The organism is Enterococcus sp. AZ089 (assembly GCF_050547225.1).
Classification (GTDB): Bacteria; Bacillota; Bacilli; order Lactobacillales; family Enterococcaceae; genus Enterococcus_D; species Enterococcus_D entomosocium.
The window spans coordinates 355,134-376,294 of record NZ_CP172954.1 but is presented as its reverse complement, the minus strand read 5'-3'; the positions used below and the strand labels follow the sequence as shown (position 1 = coordinate 376,294).

Here is a 21,161-nt window from a genome sequence, read left to right as displayed (position 1 = left end):
TCCTGCCTTTATGGGTTGCCCGGTGCCGAAACCAGTTGCCAGCTCAAGGTTCCTTGATAGTCCCCAACTTTTTGCTGTTCGACTGGAACGGTAAGCTTGATTCCTTCATTCTGACTTTCGCCCCAGTGCTGATTCACGACGTATGTGCCATTTTCTGTCAATTCCGTTTCCTCGATGATCATTTCCCCACTGGTTATCATCTGTTCTTGACCGTTTGTCACAAAGCGGAAGACATCGGTTAATTGATCTGTCCCATCCGTTAATGGCTGTTGCTCTTTGACCGTCAAGCGCCATGGACTCCGTTCGGACCCTCTCGTATCTTTCACCGCTAGCTCACCTGTGATCGTTGGCCAATAATCTTGTGTTTCTGTGGCAACTTTCTGCTGCCCAAAATCAAAGTCTGTTGGCACACTGCTTAAAATAAGCTCGCCGGCAACTGCGACATTGACGACTTTTTCTGCCCGTTGACTGCCTGCTTCATAATGGTAAGCCGTTGATACATTTTTCAACAGCTCATCTTCCGTTGCTTGCTGGATCGCGGCAAAAGCTTGCGGATCGACAGTCGGTGGTATATTTGCCCGATTATCTGCAAAAATCGTGGTTGCTTGGGTATAGTCTGCCAAAGCGGCTTCATCTGTCAGCGCCGTTGCTTCTGGTAAGGTCAAACGGACATCTTTTGCATAGACGGCAAATTGCCGATCAGCAGAAATGACACTTTCATTTTTGACCACCACCAGATTCACGGTAGTTTCTGCCTGATTCTGATCGTTTTCCCCTACTGAAAAAGTGATCGCTTGTTTGCGGTAGACCGCTGTTTCTAACGGTTCTTGAATCGCAGCTAAGACCTCATCTGTCAGCGTATCCTTAAAGAAAGGACGCCCGCTGGCTTCGAGATAAGTCACGGCTTGTTCTTTGGTCAGCGATTGTGCCTCTTGCTCTGTAAGGATCACATTGCGGGCTTGGACTTCCGCCTTATTTGAGTAGCGGACACTAATATCGTAACTATACTCCCCATCAGGACTCGTCCAGTCAACTGGCTCTGAATCTGGTTGTTCCGTCAACTGCTGATCCGTGCTATCCAGCTTGCTGGATTTGATTTGCCCCGCATAGACCCATGAACCGGACGTTTGGGTTTCTGGTGTAAACGTCAATGTTGGCAATTCCGTTACCGTGTAGGGAATCAATAAACGCCCTTTTTGCACCTGTGTCCCCGCCTGCTCAGTTCCCCATGCTTGCAAGGTCAGCGGCGTATTGTTCTCTTTGACTGCCGTTACATTGTGACTAATGGCGCCAATCCCGTTAGCGACTCCCGGTGTTTCGACTTCGTAGTTAATGATCGAACCTGGTATCGCAATACCGTACCCGTTGGCTGCATTGGTCACATCGTTGTCCCCGATGAAGGTTTTCCCAGTCGCTTTTTCGATCCCGCTGAAGTTGATTGGCGTGATCGCTGCAGCATTAGCAGCAGTTGGATTTATAGTCAGTACTTGATAGGCACTAACCGCTCCAAACCACGTCCCTTGACTGTTGACTCGAGAACCTGCATCATTGGTCGTCGTTTTCAGCCACGTTAAATGATCTTTGTCCGTATCTGGTGTTGCGAAATCTGAAAGATTGATTCGCCCCGTTCCCGGCGGTGACTCAATCGTCCCTTTGTCTTCCACCGTTAACTTCGCGCCTGAAATCAAATTCGTTGCAGAAGAAATACCGATACCGGCATCCTTGGAAAGATGGATGTCACCGAACTGATGATAGGTCGTTGCGTGATTCGCAGCAGTGGCTGAACGGCCATTTTTGATGTCTCCCCCATTGGCCATCAGCTTGATGCCATTTGTCACGTTCAATTCGGTAAAGTTAACAATCCCCAGACCCGTCACAGCGATCGGATCAGTTTGATAAGAAGCTGTCCCATCGACATTTTCACCAAAGCTCATCTTCACTTGATTACTGCTGTTGGCTACGATCGTGTTGATAAAGCTGTCTGACGCATTTCCGCCTGAGATCCCATTAATACTTTTGGCTCCTTGAACTCGCATCTCGACATCTCTTAAAATTCGATTTGAAGAAATGTTTGAATAATTTGTTGTATACAAGTTACCGATGCTTGATCCTTCTGCTTGTATATTAATATTGATTTTACCGCTTCTTGTGTTGGCGGCCGTTGAACCACCATCGCCATAGATCGTTGCCCCGTTCAATGCATCTGATCCCGGTTTTGTATAAATGTTCAATGTAATCGTATTGGAGCTGTCAGTCCCAACGATGTTGGTACTGTTATACGGATTTCCACCTGAGATATTCGTTCCTGAAGGAAGCTTAAATTCCCCTTCATAATCCCTTAGATCGATTGTTAATTGTGCATCCCCTAGCAGCGAACCTGCATTCGTGATTCCCCCAGAAAAAGCACTTGGACCTGTCCGAGGTGTTCCAGAAAAATCTCCGCCGTAAATTCGATTATCAGAATTTCCATTGATCGTGTGTCCAGAAAAATACCCATACGAGGCCCCCATTGAGGCATTGATGATACCATCATGAACAGTCACTGAAACGTCCCCAGTAATTTTGGCATCCCCCCAACCGCCGCCACTGAGAAACCAGTCGACTTGACCGTAATTTACTTCAGCATGTGAATTACCAAATACACGTTTACCGGTATATCCTGCACCTTCCAACGTATCCACGATCCCGCCATTCAAGATGTTTGCCGTGTTTCCCTCGATGATTCCTGAAAAACCACCACCATAGGTCCAACGAGCGACTACATTGTTTAAGACTGTTTTTGTATCCCCATAAATATAAAGGTTGGTTGCTTGCACACCATTGGTACCGCCTCCGCCTACGATATCAAACGTTCCGACACCATTTGCTCGTGAATTCAAGCTATTTGAATAGGCAATACCATCTTTATAAGATCGTCCCCCATAACTATAAACGAATCCAGGTCCGCCGACCGTGCGAGAATCATTTAATACGCCGACTTCGACAGTTGTGCTGCCGTCAATAAAGCCACCATACCCAGCTGCCCGCGTATACGATAAGTTGTCTCCTCCATAGCTGACACAGCCTTCTAGGATTTTCGTCGTAATATCACCGTATACTTTAAAGCGAGCAGTGGTTTCAGCGTAAGCCCGGCGATCAGTTGGTGTCATCGCGTCATACACACTATCAGATCCAGTTTGCAGACTGGTAACACTTACGTCCATTCCTGCTCCGCCATCGACACGATTGAACGACCCTTGATTGTAGTCACCTGCTTTAATCGTATTTTCAATACTCCCAGTAATCGTTCCATTGGTTCGATTGGCACCAATAAAATAGGCTGCTCCTGTAGAATAGGCGCTAGTGTCTACTTGGTTCGTAATCGCTGTTTGCTCTCGTGTCTGTCCAATATTTCCTTCTCTGGAACCACCATAATAATTCAATCCTGTACCGGTCCAACCACCTACTCCTGTGAGAGTATTGTGGACTGTTCCACCAATGTTCCCGTATTGAACACCGCCATAATAGGTTCCTAAACGGAAATTGGTGTTCGTTGTTTGAAAGACTGTTGCGACATTACCGGTAACATTGGCTGTATTTGAAGTAGTGGTTCCGACACCGCCCCCATAATAATTGGTCAGTGTGCCATTTAGTCGATTGATCGTGACACTGGTATTCCCATCAATCGTACCGATATTGGCACCTCCTGCAATCGTACTGATGCCGCCCACCGTATTATTTACGACAACCGCTGTATTCCCAGTCAATGTACCACCGCTTTGATTCCCACCATAGATGTTCCAAGTTCCAGAGCCTGTCGCATTTACAGTGATCGTCGGATTTCCAGTAAGGTCGCCATTGTTGCTTCCTCCATAAATAGAAAGGCCATTGCCGGTGGAACCACCGTTCAAGGAAAGACTATGTCCATTCATGTACATTCTCGTCCCCGTATAGTTGAGGTTTCGAATCACTACATCAGAACCAAAGTAGATGTCCGTGCCAAAAGGAACGGTTCGACTACCCGAAGTCAACGTTGTTGCATCTGTGATGGGATCATCACTATGCCCTGTGATGATCAAGCGACTGATTTTTCCTTGTAGTGCATAAAAAGTCATGTTGGTATTATCGACTGTGTCTGGAATCGTCTTTGAAGTCAGATTTGTTGGCAAAGTCGCTAAAGCTGAGCCAGAGCCGACATACAAAGCAAATTCTTGACCATTGCCGTTTTGATACATATCAAACAACGCTTGACGAATCCCTTCAGCACTATTGGTGTATTCTGCATATGCTGAATCATCTCCAGCTGGACTTGGTACAGCGATCACTTTCGTTTTATCGGCTTCTGCAATGATCTCTTTGATCGATTGTTCTGCCAACGAGATGTCCGCCGCTCTTGCCTTAACAGTCGGTTTAAAAACAGCGGTCAAGGTTTGATTCTCCGTGAGAATCAATTCGGTCAGCGCTTGACTTGTATAGACCGTACCGTCTAACGCCCATCCTTCAAAATTCCTATCATCTTCAAAAGCCGGCAGTTCACTTTCTTTTAATGCTTCCCCTTTATTTTTGCTGATTTGGATGCGAGTTTTTCTGGTAGCAAATACATGCTCAGTATCTGTTAGAAAGGTCACCTGGACTTCTTCTACAGCTTCGGATGACTCTTCTGTCTCAGAAGAAGATGTCTCAGTGGTTGCTGCAGTCGAATCTGCCGAAGCAGCTTCGCTAGATTCTTGTATTTCCGTTTGATTGGTTTCTTCCTGATTGTCGGTTGATGAAGCGACCGGCTCAGCAGAAGAAATCATTTGTTCTTCACTTGTTTTTGTAACACTTTCGGCTTGTGCCACTACCATTGCATATGAAAAACAAGGACCTGATGTTAGTAGAAAAACAAGCAAAGTTGTTAAAAACCGTTTCACTTTATCCCTCCTATCTAAAAAAATGAACGTATCGCGCAGTGCACGCCCTGTGTTACAACTCTTAGTTTAGCGATTTCAAGAAAAAAAATTATAATTCTTTTTTTCTCCCACTCAAAATTATGATTATAATTGTTTTTTCATAATTAAAAATATCTAACAATTTCCATTTATAATGAACTTATTTTTAATTTAAAAACTTCTTTGAAGAAAACCTATTTTAAAAACCTTTTTTTGCAAACAATGAGTATCAAGGATTCATTCATCCTTACAGATAATACAAAAAACGAGGAATAAATCAAGAGAGAAAATGAGCGTTACATTAGAAAAATAAATTAAAATCCAAAAAAATTGACAAATAGAACATCAGTTATAATTTAAATAGCTAAAACTAACTAATAATTAGTACCCAATCAATCCTTACTCGCCCTAAACAATATAATGGTTATAATGTTACAACAATAATTAGAGAGTTTTTTTAATCATCTATATTTAAAATAACAAAAAAAAAAAAATATTTTTTTTTGCAAAATTACTTTTAGGATGATGTATTATATAAATATTTAAGAAATGCGGATATTTATAAAACAAAAAAAGTATCAAACAGTCTTCACTGCTTAATACTTTTTTTGTATTGCTTGTTAAAACGAGCCACCATCCACAAAAGTGGTATAAATATGCTCGTCCGCCACTGGTTCCCCTTGGATCGATTGTACGATTTTCTCAGCTGCCACCATGCCCCATCGATGTTTCGAATAGGAGATCGTCGCTAAGCGCGGCTGCACAAAAGCGCCTAATTCCGTGTTATCAAACCCGATGATGCGGATCTCTTTTCCGATGCGATAGTCGGTCTCGCGGACATATTTGTAGACCCCGATCGCCATTTCATCATTGAAGGCAAAGATATCAATGGGAAACTGGGGATCATTTGCTAAGAGCTGTTTTGCCGCTCGATAACCAGAAGGTTCCGTGAAGTCACCAGGAATGACTTCATAAGGAATACCAAAGCGCGTCAATTCTTTCGTACTGGCTTCCAAGCGCTCCCGACTGTCGTAGCCTTTTTCTGGCCCTGCTAAGAGGAAGACTTTTTGGCTTTGTCCAGCGATCAAGCGATCGATCGCCAGCGCCGCCCCTCCTTTGTTATCTAACAAGACTTGATGGATATTTTCATGAGACAAGACACGGTCTAACACGACGATTTGATGCCCTCGTTGGGCGTATTGCTCGATTTCCTTTGCTGGAAACGTCCAATCCAAAATGATGGCACCGTCCACCATCCGCTCAGGAATAAACAAGTGTGATTTCTTGCCGCTGCAGACGATCATTTCATAGCCGAAAAGTTCCAACCCTTTCTTGATGCCATCTAGCAATTCCCCATAAAAACTTCCGGCATAATCGGCGAGATAAACACCGATGATGTTGGTTTGTCTGCGTTTCAGTGTGCGAGCAGCCATGTTCGGAACATAGTTCAATTCGTTTGCGATCGCTTGAATCCGCGCACGGGTTTCCTCGGTCACTTTTGGACTGCCATTCAATGCATACGAAACGGTGGATATGGAGACACCCGCTTTTTGGGCAATATCTTTGATTCCTACCATGGCTTCTCCTTTCTTAACGATAGATATCGATCGTATTGGTTTGGTTTTCGTTTAATTTGGCGCAAAGCGCTGCTTTCTTCAGGACAAACGCACCTTGGCGGTAGCGATTTTCCGCAAACCCAGTGGACATTTCTTCGCCGTTGATCAATATTTTCGGCGTACTTGACGAATGATAGACGATTTCGACTGGCCGATCAAAGAGTCGATATGTCAGAGTCAATCCTGCTAATTCCGCTGGCAAGACAGGATCAAGTTCAACATGATCAACAAAGGTCCGAATGCCTAACACATTGCTGATCAACTGATTCATATAGATCCCCGGTCCACTAGAATAGATGCGCCAGCCGCCTTTGACGCCGACTGTTGCCTCCTTAAGTTTACCAAAATTTTCTTGGGCTTCAACCCTTGTTTTGAAATCGCCATCAGAACTACTGAAATACGCATTTGCTTGACGGATTTCCGCATTTTCGACCCGTTGAGCGATTTGGATCGGATTAATGACCCCAAGTGCTTGCCAAGTCTCTTCTTCTCGACCTAATTTCGCCATGGCCTCTATAAAGCGGATGTGGGCGTGAACGTACTGTAAACCGATTTCTCGTCCAAAGTTGGCGGCTTGTTCTGCCCGCTTGAAGTTGGTGCTGACACCACCCGCATAAGTCGCTGGACGATTCATCAAGCGCACCCCATCTGGAAATTGCAAATGCTCCTTGATGATCGCCACATGATGCTCGGCTTGTTCGGGAGATAACAGCTCACCGATCATGCTTTGCTGCATCGGCAGCAAGCGGTATTGGATACCGGTTTTCTTGTCAGTCGGATGGACCATCAGTTCCACGTGCTCGCTATCTTCCATATAGACAAATCCTGGCAAAGTCCCATCAGCTAACATGTATTTTTCAAAGTCATGTTTGATTCCCGCAGACAGTTCCGTTAGATGTTTGGCATACTCTGGGTCAACTGACTGCAACTGGCTGGCTAATTTTTTCAATACTTCATAGGTCAAGGCAACGGTCCAGCTGCTGGCCATTTGTTTCTTCAACTTACTGTTATTTGGCTGCAAGGTGTCATCCCAATCGCCATCACCATAACAAGACAGGTACGTTCCTTCCAAGAAGTTCGCTTCGATATACGCCACTTCTTTTTTCAAATGATCAAACAAAGAAGCTTTGGTCTTGGTTTTCAAGAAGGTCGCGCGATCCGTATAAGGCAGTTCTTTTTCCAAAATCGCGAAGTCTTTGGTTTTTTCGAGATAGTCACTAACGACTTTCATTGGCCAGACGATCACATCTCCGTGGCTCTCATCAGCTTTTTGTTTCTCATAGCGATCAAACATAAACCATTGTGGCCAGTTGCCGTCATCTGCAAATTGATTTTCAAACAAATGCTCGATGATGGATGCCACCATCTCAGGACGATTAAGTGCTAAGAAATACTCAGTCGGTCCTTGGGAAACGTCTCGAGTCCCCCAAGCAGCACCACCGTACTGTTCAAGGCCATGAGGAGACAAGTAATGAACAAGCATATTGTGGGTGTACCAACGTGCCAAGTGATTGAAGGATACGACGTCCGCCTGCGAATGTTTCAATTCAAACTGATTCAACAAATCATCGACAAAGGCCGTATAGGCAGTGTCTTCTTGCTGGCGATCTAACGTTTCGGAAACAAAGGGTTCACCAGTCAGTGTGCCTTGGATCACGAAGGAAACCGTCGCCTGTTCTGCAAAGGTCAATACGGTCGTGCTATCGTCGGCTGCCACATTGAAAATCGTTTCATCGGTCAGTTCAAAAGATTGAGCCGCATGGAGATAATACGTCAATTCTGGATAAGTTTCCGCAATCGGTGAATCCGCTGTTCCTTTGATGGTGAGCAATTGTTGATCTTGCGAAATGGTAGCAGTCGGTACAGCTTCATCGATCCCCATCACAAATTGATTAGTGATGGCCCAGGTGTAGGCACGACCTTGTTCACTAGTGATGGTCGTTGCAATCGTGCGTCCATTTGCTTTCGTGAAAGTCGTTACTTGAATGACATCATCTGCTGTTTTGTAGTACCACGTCGCCGAATTCAAGCCCATTTCAAAGACAGATGGCATCGTTAAAATCCGCCATTGATCGCCGTCTTTCAAATAGATCCGCTGACCGGAACGTTTGAAAAGATTCAATGAGTTGCGGCTATTGCTCAACAATTTGTTCATGTTCGTATTGCCTAATACGATTTGGGAGTTAAACATCCCCGTCATGTAAACGGTCGTGCTCAAAATGGGTTGATCGACGATCAGATCTTGTCCGCTCATCAAAATATGTCCATGGGAGCGTTCCATCTGTCCTTCCTTTTCCTTCAACACGACATGGTGATAGTCAGGGGTAAAAAAGGAATACAGCTGTTCGTCAACGATTTCCACTGCTTCTTGCTGAGGAAATCGCTCGTTGATTTCTTCTGTGGTAAATGTCAGCCCTGTGAGCGGTCGACCGAAGTTTTTTCGAGCCTGCGCCGTTGCCTGCAACGAGTCAAAGGACAAGGCTTGATACGTTTCTTTCAACGTTTCAAGTGCAAACTGCGGTTCATTGACTGCCGTCGCTTGATTGGCTTTGACCGCTGCGTAAAAAACGATTTCCGTAGGTGTCTCACTTATTGTCAACCATTGCGTTTGCAGTGCCGTATAGGCAAATTCGTATTGATACACTTCATTGGCTAATGTCTCTTGGCTGAGTGCAGCTGGTTGATTCGTTTCTTTGTAGCTGCGACCGAAAAATTGATAGCCATCCGTCGAGAAGCCTTTTAAGGCTTGGAAGCTGCCCTGTTCCACCAATGGAAACTGACCATTTTGTGGTTGATTTTGACGCGAAGATAGCACGATTCGATCCTTATCATGGCTAACATGATGGTCGATATATTGTGAAACATAGGCTTCATTGGATTGAACAGCACCTTTGGCTGCGTTACCAAGATCTTGTCCGTAAACCAATTCCGCTTCCCCAGAACCACTCAATTGAACTCGCCAGAACCAGCAATCTTGTGCCAATTGAAAATCTACTTGGTAACTGATAGACTGGTACGTTCCAGTCCAAGTCAGCTGTTTGTCTGAGTAAGCAAAGGCACTGTCAGCATTTGAGCCGATCAAGGGAATGAAGTGCCATTCCCCCGCTTCACGCAGTCGTAGATAGATTTGATTCAAACTGCCATCTAGCGCATTCCCATTCAATTGATTGATCATCACATCGTGACTTTGGATCTCATATAAATCACCGTTTGGTAAAAACGTCACGGTCGTATTTGCATTATTCATCACTATTTTTTTCGTCATAGAAACCTTCCTATCTTACCTCACTAATTGCAGGGTTGTTTGTTGGGTGTCTCGGCTGTTCCCACCAATCATGATGTGGAATTTCCCAGGATCACTGCTTGCTTGTTGGTTGCTGTGGACATAGCGCAGCAGTTCTTCCGTGATCTCAAATTGAACGGTTGCTGATTCGCCAGCTTCTAGCCAAATTTTCTTAAAGCCTTTCAGTTCTTTCACTGGGCGAACCACTTCACCGACTAAATCGCGAATGTAGCATTGGACCGTTTCCCAGACCGCTGCTGTTCCTTGGTTCGTAACAGTGATGGATGCCGTGACTGTTTGATCTTTGGTCATGGTCGGTTGATCCAACGTCACCGCAGAATACGCAACTGGGCTATAGCTCAAGCCGAAGCCAAATGGATATTTGGCATAATTGGAGACATCCAAATATTTTGAGACATATTTTTCATCCGGTGCACTTTCATAAGGACGACCGGTATTGTCAACGTTGTAATACACAGGAACTTGTCCAACGGTTTCTGGGAATGACATACTCAAGCGGCCGCTTGGATTGTATTCTCCCCACAGGATCTGAGCAAGTGCGTTTCCGCCTTCGGTTCCAGGGAACCAAGCCTCGACGATCGCTTTGGCTGCATCAACCCCTTGCAAATCAAGAGGACGACCGTTATAAAGGGTTACGATCAATTGCTCGTTGTATTCTTTCAAGGTTTCAACCAAGGACAATTGGGCTTGCGGCAAGCGAATGTCGCTGCGACTGGCAGCTTCACCGCTCATCCATTCTTGCTCTCCTAGCGCTAAGACAACTTTATCCGCTTCTTTCACTAATTCGATCGCTTCTTGGATCGCTGCTTCAGACGGCGCAAAATAATCAAAGGGCTCTTGACCGATCAACAGATCCGCACCCAAGGATTGAGCCCCCGCCACTAACGTCACCACTTCTTCTTGTTTCCCTTGCCAAGACCAAGCACCTAATAGATCACGGGAGTGAGCACCCGGGCCCACAATCGCCACTTTTTCGGTTTTCTGCAACGGCAGGACACCTTCATTTTTCAACAACACCATTGATTTCTTTGCGATATCTCTGGCGATCTCTCGGTGTTCTTGAGACAGAACAGTGGCTGCTTCAGCGGCTTCATCAGCACCGCGGTATGGATTTTCAAATAGACCTAGTTCATTTTTCAAGGTCAAGATTCTTAGCACGGCTTCATCGACTAAGGCTTCCTCAACGGTGCCTTCTGCGATCAGCTCTTTCAAGTTATCAGTGTAGCAAGTCGTCATCATCTCGATATCGACCCCAGCTTTGATGGCTAATTCAGCGGCGTGTTTTTCATCTTCCGCTGCGCCATGGGCGATCACTTCTTTGATTGCTGCCCAGTCAGAGATCACAACGCCTTCAAACCCGAATTCTTCTCGCAAAACATCGCGGAAAAGCCAGCGATTGGCTGTTGCTGGAATACCGTCCACCGTATTGAAGGAGGTCATCACCAGTTTGGCACCGGCATCAAGGGCCGCTTTATAGCCCGGTAAATAACTTTCTCGCAGTTGGCGTTCTGACATATTGACCGTGTTGTAATCGCGACCGCCGATAGCCGCACCGTAAGCCGCAAAATGTTTGACGCACGCAGCCACGCGGTTGAAATCTGTTCGCAGATCATCCCCTTGATAGCCTTTGACAAAGGCTTCAGCGAAGCGACTGTTCAAGTAAGGATCTTCCCCCGTCGATTCCATGACACGGCCCCAACGTGGGTCTCTTACTAAGTCCACCATCGGTGAAAAGGTCACATGCAAGCCAGAAACAGCTGCTTCTTTGGCAGATACTTCCGCCATCTTCTCCGCTGCTGCCAAATCCCATGAACTACCTAATCCTAATGGAATCGGAAAAATCGTCCGAAAGCCGTGAATGATGTCCGCCATCAATATCGTTGGGATATTCAAGCGGTTATTTTCGATATACTCTTTTTGGACGCGGATCGCTTCTTTTGCACCAGAAACACCTAGCGTTGTTCCCGCATTGTTGATGTTCTCTTGTGTCAGTCCTAAGTCGCCCATTGGGCCGGTTTTCTCTTCTGCTTTATCTGAATAAAAAGCCGCTGCCAGTTGCAGCAACTGATCGATTTTTTCATCTAAGGTCATTTCTGAAAGTAGTTCGGTTAATTTCTGCTGTTCCATTTTTATTCATCCTTTGCTTTCTTCAAATTGGACTTCTGCTTCTAAAGGAAAATGATCGGAGGGAAAACGACGATCACAAGAATCCGTTAGACAGGCGGTTTTGACCACCGTGAAGCCTTTCGTATAGATATAATCAATTTCTTCTAGTTCTTGCCATGGTAACGTATAAATAAAATTTTGATAGGAGCCTTTTGGCCCGTGATGGGGCTTCTGTCCATGTTCTTTGGCATTTTGAAAATGTTGCTCTAAGTACCGATGCACCCGCTCGGTTGGCTCCGCATTCAAGTCGCCCATCAGCAATACAGGATAGCGTTCGATTTGATCTGCCAGCTGCTCAAAGATCACTTTCATCCCTTCAAAACGAGCCATTTCTGAAATATTATCTAAATGGGTCGTGATGACAAGAAACGGCGGATTCTTTTTTTCCTGTATGACTGCCCAAACACATAAGCGTGAATACGCAGCTTCTGGATGAATACTTGGTTCAGTCGGTGTCAATGACAACCAAAACGAACCTGAAGCTAATAACTCGAAAGCCTCTTTTTGATAATACAGTCCAATGCCTTCGCCTAAGCCATCACCATCTCGTTCAGCAGTGACGGAAGCATACTGCGCTAACTTTGCTAAATCTGCAAATTGGCTGGGACGAGCTTCTTGGATCGCCAGAACATCCCAGTCGTAGTAATCGATCAAGGAGCAAACCGCCTCCGATCGATAGTGCCATTGCCATTCTTGGTCATAGTCGGTATCGACTCGTAGATTGTAGGTTGCTACTTTCATCTTCATTCATTTCCTTTGAGTAATTTTTTGATTTGCTGCATTTCACGACGGATTTGTTTCGCTTCGCCGCCGCCATGCCCTTTATTTAAGTAAATACGCAATTCTTTCGGTCCAGGAATCTTTTTATAGGAAACGAAGAAATCTTCCATGGGACAGATTGGATCAGCACTGCCGACCGATGTATAAACAGGACCAGTTATCTGATGAGCAAAATACTTCAAATCAAAATAACTCATGACTTGATAGATCGTTTCCCGCATTTCTGGAAATTGTTCGATATACTCTTGAATCACATGGTAACTTCCTGTTTTTTGTTCGATCCGATGGACAAGATTGGAGTGGCTTGGCACATCGGCAAACGTCGCAAAAATTGGGACGTTCGTTAATGCGTTGACCAATAAGGCGATGCCGCCGCCTTGTGAGCCGCCTCTTAAAATAATGCGCTGCGGATCGATTTCCGGTATCTGTTGAAGGACTTCTAGTGTGCGCAAACTATCTGCGACCAATCGCTTCATATAAAAATCTTCTTTTTTCAAGATGCCGCGTCCAAAAGGTGCTTCATGCTGCGTGGTTTCATAAGGAACTTGATCTTGCGTGCGTCCCCCTTGTCCACGATTGTCGATGACAAGACAGCCGCAGCCGATCAGTAACCAATGAGCGAATTGGAAGGGTTCTTGCACATGATTCATATAGCCTAAAAAATCAATCACGATTGGACAATCTGCCGCTTGTTCTGGCAGCAGCAGATGCCCATAGATCGTTTCATTACCAAGACTTTGAAAAGAAATCGTAAAACAATCGATCCCTTTCAGCAAAGGCGCTTGTTTGGTTCTTTCAAAGGCTAGCGGAAGGGCGTCAAGTTCTTGTTGGACCGAAGCCCAAAAACAGGATCGATCAGTTGCGGTCGATTCAGTCATTTGTCTCTTCTCCCTTCGCTAATACTTTATTGAAAAACAACACTTGTACAAAGGCTGATCCTGAAATGCCTAAACAAACAAATAAGAATAGGTTTACTTTGCTGCACAATACAAAAACAATGATTGGGATCACCAGTAAAATGATCGCATTCGCCGTACTGCTAAGAACCGCATATGCTGTTTCTTTCGCTGTTTCTTGCAATGATTGCGCAAACAAACTGTACAAGAGAACGAACACGACGAGATACAGCGCAGCCAAGCTGACGAGGATCACGGCTAAAACGCCAAAGTAAGGTGTAAGCATCATCAAGGAATAGATCAAACCGGCAAAGACTGCGACATACGCCATAACAAGACCTTCTAAGAAGAGACCACGTTTGAGGTTGCTTAAGAATGCTTGCTTGTATCGTTGCCAAATCGGGACATCTCGTTCCTTGTACAATTGATCGATCGTCCGATACAGCGCGATCAATGCTGGCCCTGCGAGAATCAGCGTCATTGCTGGAATCATAAAGAGAAAACTAACAATGATCATATCTGCTAGAAAAGCAAAGACCCGATAGTACCATCCTTCATAAGAAAATAGTCGATTCATTATGATCCTCCAATCAAAACTTGCTGATTTGTGCTGCGGGTGCTGCGTAAACTTGTTTCTTGCCTTCTTGTGATTTTGGGTCGTTTCTCAACGTAGGGTTTTCTGGGTTGCAGGTCTCACTCAGTGAGCCAATCGCAGTGCTTCTTTGTACGGACACTACGCTCCCTGCGGTCGCCTAGTACTTTTCATCATCTGCTCGTCTCCGCTTTCGCTTCGCCTACAGTTGCACTAAGTAAAACACACTAAGTGCAGCTTGCATGTCTCACTACGCGAGCCAATCGCAGTGCTTCTTTGTATGGACACTACGCTCCCTGCGGTCGCCTAGTACTTTTCATCATCTGCTCTGTCTCACTACGTGAGCCAATCGCAGTGATTCAAAGTAAAGGGAGAGGAAAGGTCTTTTTTTGGCTTCCTTTCCTCTCCTATGGGGGTTATTCTAGTCGTTCGCGGTTTTCGGCCATTTTTTCAGTTTTAATGTCTTTGATTGCATCCCAGTTGTTTGAATCTAAGAAGCCTTCAAAGTCGGTTAGTGTGCTGTCAAATGTTCCTTCATCTTTTGAACGAATCAATGAGATGATCGTACTGTTGATTTTGGTTTTGATTGCTGTGTTTGAACGTGCTTCAGCAGTTCCGGCATCTGGATCCGTATTTTCGATCACAAAGTGTGGATACAATTTGCCTTCGCCCCATTCTTGCATTTGGGTCAACGCATTTTCGGTTTTGACTTTCAGTGCATTGACACGGTCGTTGTTAAAGTAGTTGAAACGGCTGATACCATATTTTTTGTTGTAGCCTTCGTTGTCGGTTTGTTCCATTTCTTTGATTTCTGGCAAGTAATCGATTTTGCCTTCATCGTTGTATTCATACGTCACGCCTTCAACACCGAATTTTGTCAAAATTTGTCCTGGTTCATCGATCAAGTACGTGAAGAGTTGGGTTACTTTTGCTGGATCCGCCGCATCTTTTGTGATGTAGTTGATCAACCAGCCAGAGATTCCTGTTTGGTTCAAGGTTGCTTCACGACCAGAAGTGCTGGCAGGTCCGTCGATTGCGATGTAGCGTGTGTCAGAGTTTTTCATGAATTCGGTGAAGTTCCCACCTTGTCCGCTCGTTCCTGCTACTAAGATCGTTGCATAGTCCCCTTGTTTTACTTTTTCATCATAGGTTGGACCGTCATCGGTAAAGCTGTCATCACTGATGTTGCCGTCACGATACACTTGATTAAAGGTTTTCAACCATGAGATATATTCTTCATCTAAGTTACGATCGTAGAAAGCACCATCTTCATCTTCTAACGGAACACCTAAGAAGTCTTGCAATTTATCTAAGAATGGTCCTGCTGTTTCGCCGATCGTTGTGAAGCCCATTGGTGTCAAATCAGGGAATTTCTCGCTGATTTCTTTCATGACTTTCACATAGTTTTCTGGAGTCGAAACATCTGGTTTGCCCAATGCTTCATAGACATCTTCACGGATCACAAAGTTATCGTTGACGGGAATATTGCCGCTTTCGTAGTCCGCTGCTGTGTTGGAATAGTTTGGATAGCCATAAGTTTTGCCATCATCTAAAGCAAACCATTTGAAGGTATCTTCGGTCACGACATTCATCAAATACGGATCGTATTGTTCCGCTAAATCGTTTAATGAGTATGCCCAGCTATCAGCTTTTGTGGCTGCTTGACTGGTTTTATCCATCAACGTCACGATATCAGGCATATCACCACTTGAAATCAAAGCATTTAATTTCGAATCATCACCTGAAATAAATTCAATATCAATGTTCAAATCTTTTTTGATTTGGGCTGTCGTCACATCTTCACCAAATGGCAAAGCTGTCCAGTCTGAATTGATGTACCATGTGATCTTGGTTGGTTCTTCTTTGGTATCGAGTTTCCATGCTGGTGTCTTTTCATCTAACTCATACCGATCTTTGATAGAAAAATCCGAACTGCTGGCATTGTCTGAGCTGCCGCCACATGCTGCTAAGCTAAGTAATGCTGATGCTGCCAATAAACCGCCTACTACTTTTTTCATGTCTATCCCTCTTTCTATTCTTTTACTGCACCGGCCATCATACCGCCGATAAAGTGTTTTTGAAGCAATGGATATATAATTAAAATTGGCACTGTCGTGATGACGATCGTAGCCAACTGAACCCCACGGGTCGTTGCTTGGACGATAAAGTCGGTACTACCGCTTTCAGTCATCGTACTCAAGTTGGATTGGACGATGATTTCATAAATCTTCATTTGCAGCGGATAGAGATACTCTTTTGTGATATACAGTTTTGTTGTCATAAAATCGTTCCATTGGCCAACCCCGTTGAACAAGATGATGGTTGCCAATGCCGGTTTCGTTAATGGTAAGAAGATTTTATAAAAGATTTGGAATTCACTTGCACCGTCGATCTTCGCCGATTCTTCGAGTGAAGGCGGAATCTCACGGAAAAAGTTCATTAAAATCACGACATCATAATAGCTGAACAAAGCTGGAATAATGTAGACCCAGAAAGAATCCAGTAATCCTAGCGAGCGAATCAGCAAGTACGTTGGAATCATCCCACCACTGAAGTACATGGTGATGACCCCCATCGTTGTATAAATGTTGCGGCCAACCAAGCGTGATTTACTCAATCCGTAAGCCACGATCGCACAAAACAAGGTATGGGTTGCAGCCCCAAGAACCGTTTTTAACACTGAGATCAAGAAGGCACGGGGGATACTTGCGTCGGAAAAAACTTTCCGATAGTTTTCCCAGGTAAAGCCTTTGGGCCATAACACGAGGCCGTTGCCCGCTAATCCAGAACTAGAAGACACGGAGGAAACCAAGATATTCCAAATCGGTACAATGATCATTAACGAGAATAAAATCAAGATCACGGTATTGAAGAAGTAAAACCACGTGTTTTCTTTTGCTTTTCTTTTGATCATGTTTTTTCCTCCTATAAGATAACTGAATTGCCGTTGTTCAACTTGCGGGTCACTCGATCCGTGATCACCAATAAGATGACGGAAATGACCGCGATCCCCAAGCCGACAGCAGTTGCATAAGAGAAATCACCTTGCGTCAACCCCATTTTATAAACAAAGGAGTTGATAACTTCTGAACGGTTTTGGTTCTGTGAATTCATCAAAACTAATGTTTGATCTAGGTTTGACCCTAAGATACCGCTCACATTCAGAATCAAGTTTAAGGAGATGATCGGTGTCAGTAATGGCAATGTGATCGAACGAATCTGTCTTAGCTTGCTGGCACCATCGATTCGTGCGGCTTCATAAAACGTTGGATCGATCCGCGACATACCTGCCAAGTAAAGAATCGTTCCCCAGCCGACTTCTTTCCATAGATCCGAAAGGACCGCGATCCACCAATATTTGCTTGGATCCAATAGATGATTGACCCCTTTGTCCATCAATCCTACGGACATCAACACTTGGTTGATAAAGCCGTTCGTTGACAGCCAAGAGATCATCATCCCACCTAGCACGATCCATGAGAAAAAATGGGGAATGTATGAAACCGTTTGAATAAATTTCTTCAAGCGGCCATCTTGCATTTCAAAAATCATAATGGCTAACACAATCGGGATTGCAAAACCTAATCCTAATTTCAATAAGCTGATGGCTAACGTATTTCTAACTGCTTCCCAGAAAAAACTGTCATTCATAATGATACGGAAATTCTCTAACCCAACCCATGGTGCTGATGAAATCGTGTCAATCACCGTATAGTTTTTGAAAGCGATTATAATTCCGTAGATCGGAATATAATTAAATACGATCATAAATGCCACGCCGGGAAAAACCATCCAGTGAAGCTGCCGTTGACTATAAAACTTTTGCAGTTTACTCATACACAAAATCTCCTTCTTTCTATCCTCGCAACACTACGTATATCTCCACATTTTGGTGAAACGTTTCTACAAAAAGATTATATCCGCTGCCATTCGAAAATGCAAGCCTTTCCAATTATTTTTTTCAGGTTTTCTTTTTTCACAAATTTCGTTGATTTCCTCACAAACACAAAAGCTATTATATCAACATTTTCATAAGAAATCATTTTTCCAAACACTTCCGTTTAATCAAATTTCACAAATAATGTATTTTTTCAACATCTATTGATTCTCAGAAATTATTAAAAAATAAAAAGAAACGTTTCACCAAAAGCACAAAAAAGCAGCAATCATCGTTGATTGCTGCTTCGTTCTAATCACTTCTTTGGGGATAGCCAAAATGGTCATAGGCTAACGGTGTTGCGATCCGCCCACGCGAGGTACGTTTCAAAAATCCTTTTTGGATCAAAAACGGTTCGTACATATCTTCCACTGTTTCGGTTTCTTCCCCGATATTGACAGCGATCGTACTTAATCCCACCGGGCCGCCTTGATACAATTCGATCATCGTGCGGATCAATTTCTGATCGATATAATCCAAGCCGGCATGATCGACTGCCAAAAGCGCCAATGCCTGGTCAGCAACGGTGCGATCGATCAATCCATCTGCTTGCACTTGCGCATAATCGCGAACTCGTTTAAGCAAACGGTTAGCGATCCGTGGAGTGCCTCGAGATCGGCGGGCGATTTCGATCGCCCCTTCTTCCACGATATCCGTTTCAAAGATCGACGCAGTCCGCTGCACGATCTCTTTTAAATCATGGTCTTCATAATATTGCATATGAGAAATGATTCCGAAGCGATCCCGTAGTGGCGCCGAGAGCATCCCCGCCCGTGTCGTTGCGCCGACTAAGGTAAATGGCGGGAGCGGAAAATGAACTGGGTGAGCCGTTGTCCCTTGCCCCACCATGATATCCACATAAAAATCTTCCATTGCCGAATAAAGCATTTCTTCGGCGACACGAGGCAAGCGATGGATCTCATCGATAAACAGAACATCCCCTGGCTGCAGCTCATTCAAGATCGCAATCAAATCCCCTGGTTTTTCGATTGCAGGACCGCTGGTCGTCTTGATTTGGACCTGCATCTCGTTGGCGATCACCATTGCCATCGTCGTTTTCCCTAAGCCTGGCGGACCATATAAGAGGACATGATCCAACGCTTCTTCTCGATTTTTCGCCGCTTGGATATAAATCGAAAGCTCCTGCTTGACTTTGTCTTGTCCGATATATTGGGCAAGGGTTTGCGGACGCAAGGATTTTTCGATGATCTCTTCTTGTTCAGTACTTTCTGGCGAAACAATTCGTTCATCCATCGTCTACTTGCTCCTTACTTTTTCATCATCAATCGGAGAGCTTCCCGCAAGTACTCATCCGTCGATTTTGTCGTATTCGCCGCTAATTGTTTTTCGGCTTTCTTGACTTCTTTTTCGCTATAACCCAATGCTTTCAAGGCTTCCATCGCTTCATCTAAAGCAGTCGTTGCCACGCTTAGAGGAACGATCGCTTCTTCTCCAACCAGTTCAGCCACTTTGCCTTTCAAGTCTAGGATCATTTGCTGCGCCGTCTTTTTACCGACACCTGGGAACTTAGTCAAATAGTTGACGTCCCCATTTTCGACTGCTGTGATCAACCCTGTATGGTCTTCATTGGCCATGATTGCTAACGCACTCTTTGGTCCAATGCCTGAGACACTGATCAATTTTAAAAACAACTGCTTGCCTTCGATCGTGGCAAAGCCGTAGAGACTATGAGCATCTTCACGAATCACTTGGTGCAGATAGATTTTTACTTCTTGGTTTAACTTGCCGCTAAATGAATACGGATTGCCAAAAGCGATCTGATAGCCGATGCCATGGGTCTCAACGACGATATACGCCGGAAAGATATCCGTTACTTTCCCTATGATATATTCGTACATGTGCTTTCCTTTCTGTACATATGTTCCCTTTATTGTAGCACAGACGAGAGGGCAAAAAAAGGACTGTGAACGAAGGAAAAGGTTTAGCAGGAAACAAACGGAGGAAAAACCGTTGTTTCAGTCGCATTTTTTCAAACGAGACATGCTGCTGAATCTTTTTTTCGCACACAGTTCCTAATACTTACTCAACGAGTGATTTGAATTCGCCATAGCCTTTTTCATCCATTTCTGCTAAAGGGATGAACTTCAATGCTGCCGAGTTGATACAATAGCGCAAACCGCCTTTGTCTTGAGGACCGTCTGAAAAAACATGTCCTAAATGAGAGTCAGCTTCTTTGCTGCGGACTTCTACCCGATGCATACCGTGAGAAAAATCGGCTTTTTCTTGAATATCTTGGCGACTGATCGGCTTCGAAAAGGAAGGCCAGCCACAACCGGCGTCATATTTATCAGTAGAAGCAAACAATGGTTCTCCGTTGACGATATCAACATAGATCCCTTTTTCATAAAAATCATCATACTCGCCAGTAAAGGGGCGTTCGGTTGCATTTTCTTGGGTCACCGCATATTCGATCGATGACAATTTTTCTTTTAATTCTTTTTTATCTGTCATTTTTTCACCTGCTTTTCCTCTAGACTCATCCTGTATGCTCTATCATGCCTTTTTTCTTAGCGAATGTAAAATGACTTGCTCAAATTGTTTAAGGGTTTTGCAGCTTTTGCCAACGAGTCGTTGGTTCCGCAAAATGGTAAAACTGCGGTTGGTCTTTTGTATAGATTTCTTCGGTTAAGACAGCTTCTGGCATGTTACCAAATAATCCAGCCGCAAAAAAATAGGTGTGTGCTTCTTTGAGGTAAAAGAACAGACTCGAGCCACATTGACTGCAAAATCCTCGTTGTGCCCACTTAGAAGAATCATAACGTCGCAGCCACTTCGCTCCTTGAAGAGCCATCTGGTTCTCAGAACATGGTGCAAGAGCAAACATTGGTCCGCCGTGAAATTTCTGGCAGAGACTACAATGACAAACCGTGATTTCTTTCGCAACTCCCGTCAAGTTGATCGTGACTTTGCCGCAAAGACAACTACCAGAAACATCCATC

The 21,161-nt window shown here is 44.5% G+C and carries 15 protein-coding genes; all 15 read right to left on the bottom strand.

The features are described from left to right. Positions 1-8: 8 nt before the first annotated feature. Positions 9-4,892 (bottom strand): hypothetical protein, encoded by a 4,884-nt coding sequence (locus IGJ01_RS01780; RefSeq protein ID WP_244732915.1) that lies wholly within the window; start codon positions 4,890-4,892, stop codon positions 9-11. Between the two features lie 638 nt (positions 4,893-5,530). Beyond that, entirely contained in the window at positions 5,531-6,487 is a 957-nt protein-coding gene (locus IGJ01_RS01775) for a LacI family DNA-binding transcriptional regulator (protein WP_244732914.1), read from the bottom strand. A 13-nt stretch (positions 6,488-6,500) separates the two neighbouring features. Beyond that, complete coding sequence (locus tag IGJ01_RS01770; protein ID WP_430601331.1) at positions 6,501-9,791, bottom strand: GH36-type glycosyl hydrolase domain-containing protein; 3,291 nt, start codon at positions 9,789-9,791, stop codon at positions 6,501-6,503. 15 nt (positions 9,792-9,806) lie between these two features. Beyond that, positions 9,807-11,957 (bottom strand): glycoside hydrolase family 3 N-terminal domain-containing protein, encoded by a 2,151-nt coding sequence (locus IGJ01_RS01765; RefSeq protein WP_430601330.1) that lies wholly within the window; start codon positions 11,955-11,957, stop codon positions 9,807-9,809. Between the two features lie 6 nt (positions 11,958-11,963). Continuing rightward, positions 11,964-12,743 carry an endonuclease/exonuclease/phosphatase family protein gene (locus IGJ01_RS01760; RefSeq protein ID WP_430601329.1) on the bottom strand — a complete coding sequence of 260 codons (780 nt, stop codon included), beginning with the start codon at positions 12,741-12,743 and terminating at the stop codon, positions 11,964-11,966. Then, positions 12,740-13,654 (bottom strand): acetylxylan esterase, encoded by a 915-nt coding sequence (locus tag IGJ01_RS01755; protein WP_430601328.1) that lies wholly within the window; start codon positions 13,652-13,654, stop codon positions 12,740-12,742. Before IGJ01_RS01755 ends, IGJ01_RS01760 begins: the two co-directional genes overlap by 4 nt. Next, the gene (locus IGJ01_RS01750; protein ID WP_429960346.1) at positions 13,647-14,249 is read right to left on the bottom strand and encodes a DUF624 domain-containing protein; all 603 of its coding nucleotides are present in this window, start codon (positions 14,247-14,249) and stop codon (positions 13,647-13,649) included. Before IGJ01_RS01750 ends, IGJ01_RS01755 begins: the two co-directional genes overlap by 8 nt. A 13-nt stretch (positions 14,250-14,262) precedes the next feature. Continuing rightward, positions 14,263-14,406 (bottom strand): hypothetical protein, encoded by a 144-nt coding sequence (locus IGJ01_RS01745; protein WP_194187873.1) that lies wholly within the window; start codon positions 14,404-14,406, stop codon positions 14,263-14,265. 274 nt (positions 14,407-14,680) lie between these two features. Next, positions 14,681-16,282, bottom strand: coding sequence for a sugar ABC transporter substrate-binding protein (locus IGJ01_RS01740; protein WP_086372551.1), 1,602 nt, complete (start codon positions 16,280-16,282; stop codon positions 14,681-14,683). 14 nt (positions 16,283-16,296) lie between these two features. Then, positions 16,297-17,178 carry a carbohydrate ABC transporter permease gene (locus IGJ01_RS01735; protein WP_005227173.1) on the bottom strand — a complete coding sequence of 294 codons (882 nt, stop codon included), beginning with the start codon at positions 17,176-17,178 and terminating at the stop codon, positions 16,297-16,299. Between the two features lie 11 nt (positions 17,179-17,189). Beyond that, positions 17,190-18,101, bottom strand: a complete 912-nt coding sequence (locus tag IGJ01_RS01730; RefSeq protein WP_005232388.1) for an ABC transporter permease — start codon at positions 18,099-18,101, stop codon at positions 17,190-17,192. 352 nt (positions 18,102-18,453) lie between these two features. Then, positions 18,454-19,455, bottom strand: coding sequence for a Holliday junction branch migration DNA helicase RuvB (gene ruvB, locus IGJ01_RS01725; protein ID WP_301389418.1), 1,002 nt, complete (start codon positions 19,453-19,455; stop codon positions 18,454-18,456). A gap of 14 nt (positions 19,456-19,469) precedes the next feature. Further along, positions 19,470-20,060 carry a Holliday junction branch migration protein RuvA gene (gene ruvA / locus IGJ01_RS01720; protein WP_005232405.1) on the bottom strand — a complete coding sequence of 197 codons (591 nt, stop codon included), beginning with the start codon at positions 20,058-20,060 and terminating at the stop codon, positions 19,470-19,472. Between the two features lie 181 nt (positions 20,061-20,241). Then, positions 20,242-20,673 carry a peptide-methionine (R)-S-oxide reductase MsrB gene (gene msrB / locus IGJ01_RS01715; protein ID WP_061053658.1) on the bottom strand — a complete coding sequence of 144 codons (432 nt, stop codon included), beginning with the start codon at positions 20,671-20,673 and terminating at the stop codon, positions 20,242-20,244. An 88-nt stretch (positions 20,674-20,761) separates the two neighbouring features. After that, positions 20,762-21,160 carry a GFA family protein gene (locus IGJ01_RS01710; RefSeq protein ID WP_430601327.1) on the bottom strand — a complete coding sequence of 133 codons (399 nt, stop codon included), beginning with the start codon at positions 21,158-21,160 and terminating at the stop codon, positions 20,762-20,764. Position 21,161 lies beyond the last annotated feature (1 nt).

Coding starts and splice junctions, on each gene's coding strand:
- IGJ01_RS01775 (WP_244732914.1), bottom strand. CDS start 6,487: ATGGTAGGAATCAAAGATATTGCCCAAAAAGCGGGTGTCTCCATATCC.
- IGJ01_RS01770 (WP_430601331.1), bottom strand. CDS start 9,791: ATGACGAAAAAAATAGTGATGAATAATGCAAATACGACCGTGACGTTT.
- IGJ01_RS01765 (WP_430601330.1), bottom strand. CDS start 11,957: ATGGAACAGCAGAAATTAACCGAACTACTTTCAGAAATGACCTTAGAT.
- IGJ01_RS01760 (WP_430601329.1), bottom strand. CDS start 12,743: ATGAAGATGAAAGTAGCAACCTACAATCTACGAGTCGATACCGACTAT.
- IGJ01_RS01755 (WP_430601328.1), bottom strand. CDS start 13,654: ATGACTGAATCGACCGCAACTGATCGATCCTGTTTTTGGGCTTCGGTC.
- IGJ01_RS01750 (WP_429960346.1), bottom strand. CDS start 14,249: ATGAATCGACTATTTTCTTATGAAGGATGGTACTATCGGGTCTTTGCT.
- IGJ01_RS01740 (WP_086372551.1), bottom strand. CDS start 16,282: ATGAAAAAAGTAGTAGGCGGTTTATTGGCAGCATCAGCATTACTTAGC.
- IGJ01_RS01735 (WP_005227173.1), bottom strand. CDS start 17,178: ATGATCAAAAGAAAAGCAAAAGAAAACACGTGGTTTTACTTCTTCAAT.
- IGJ01_RS01730 (WP_005232388.1), bottom strand. CDS start 18,101: ATGAGTAAACTGCAAAAGTTTTATAGTCAACGGCAGCTTCACTGGATG.
- ruvB (WP_301389418.1), bottom strand. CDS start 19,455: ATGGATGAACGAATTGTTTCGCCAGAAAGTACTGAACAAGAAGAGATC.
- ruvA (WP_005232405.1), bottom strand. CDS start 20,060: ATGTACGAATATATCATAGGGAAAGTAACGGATATCTTTCCGGCGTAT.
- msrB (WP_061053658.1), bottom strand. CDS start 20,673: ATGACAGATAAAAAAGAATTAAAAGAAAAATTGTCATCGATCGAATAT.
- IGJ01_RS01710 (WP_430601327.1), bottom strand. CDS start 21,160: ATGGATGTTTCTGGTAGTTGTCTTTGCGGCAAAGTCACGATCAACTTG.